Source organism: Mesorhizobium sp. M7A.F.Ca.CA.004.04.2.1 (genome assembly GCF_004022825.1).
Classification (GTDB): domain Bacteria; phylum Pseudomonadota; class Alphaproteobacteria; order Rhizobiales; family Rhizobiaceae; genus Mesorhizobium.
This window is the reverse complement of the sequence record NZ_RZPH01001262.1, coordinates 1-1,485: the sequence shown is the minus strand read 5'-3', so window position 1 is coordinate 1,485 and position 1,485 is coordinate 1. Positions and strand designations below refer to the sequence as shown.

Here is a 1,485-nt window from a genome sequence, read left to right as displayed (position 1 = left end):
GTGCCCATCGAGCCCACCGCTTCCTGGCCTGTCGTCGCCATCGGCGACATCAACAGCTTGGTGTCTTCCTGGCTATAGCCGAATGCCTGCTGGCGATCGAGCAGGCTGACATCCTTGCGCAGCGCGCGCGGCTCGACCGGCTTCAAATCTTCGAGAATGAGCTGCGTGTTGGCGAGCCAGGTCTTGTAGGGATGCTTGGTCGCGATCTCCGACTTGAGCTCCTCGTCGGAGACGATACGCCCCTTCTCCAGGTCGATCAGAAGCATCCGGCCTGGCTGCAGCCGCCACTTCTTGACGATCTTCTCCTCGGGCACCGGCAGCACGCCGGCTTCCGAGGCCATGATGACGCGGTCGTCATCGGTGACGATGTAGCGTGCCGGGCGCAGGCCATTGCGGTCGAGCGTGGCGCCGATCTGGCGGCCATCGGTGAAAACCACCGCCGCCGGCCCGTCCCACGGCTCCATCAGTGCCGCATGGTATTCGTAGAAGGCCTTGCGATCGGCATCCATGAGCTTGTTGCCCGCCCAGGCTTCCGGGATCAGCATCATCATGGCATGGCTGAGCCTGTACCCGCCCTGGAACAGGAACTCGAGCGCATTGTCGAAGCAGGCGGTGTCGGACTGGCCGTCATAGGAAATCGGCCACAGCTTCGAGATGTTGTTGCCGAACAGTTCGGAATCGACCGACGCCTGGCGCGCAGCCATCCAGTTGTTGTTGCCGCGCACGGTGTTGATCTCGCCATTGTGGGCGACCATGCGGTAGGGATGCGCCAGCTTCCAAGACGGGAAGGTGTTGGTCGAGAAGCGCTGGTGGACGAGGATCAGCGCGGTCTCGAAGCGCGGATCGATCAGGTCCTTGTAATAGGCGCCGACCTGGTAGGCCAGGAACATGCCCTTGTAGACGATGGTGCGCGCCGACAGCGACACGCAATAGGCGCCGATGTCCTTGTTATCGTTCTCGGCGTAGATGCGGCCCGATATCACCTTGCGCAGCAGATAGAGCCTGGCCTCGTATTCCTCGTCATCGGTAATGTCTGGCGTGCGGCCGATGAAGATCTGCCGATGGAACGGCTCGGATGCCACGATGTCAGGCGCCTTCGAAAGCGACGAATTGTCGACGGGCACGTCACGGAAACCGATGAGCGGAAGCCCCTCGGATTGCGCCGATTCGACAATGATGTCCTCGATATGGGCGCGAAGGGCCGCGTCCTGCGGCATGAACCAGTGTCCGACGCCGTACTGACCCGCCGGCGGCAGCTCGATGCCCTGGGCCGTCATCTCCTCACGGAAGAACTGGTCGGGAAGCTGCACCAGCACGCCGGCGCCATCGCCGACCAGCGGATCGGCGCCAACGGCGCCGCGATGCGTCAGGTTTTCGAGCACAGCCAGCCCGTCCTTGACGATCTGATGCGACTTCACGCCCTTCATATTGACGATGAAGCCGACGCCGCAGGCGTCATGCTCGTTGCGCGGATCGTAGAGGCCC

Annotated in this window: 1 protein-coding gene; it reads right to left on the bottom strand. The window is 62.8% G+C overall.

Features of this window, described 5'->3' with window-relative positions; genetic code table 11:
- A partial coding sequence (locus tag EN893_RS33650) for a glutamate synthase central domain-containing protein (protein WP_281062524.1) occupies positions 1-1,485 on the bottom strand: 1,485 nt, incomplete at both ends.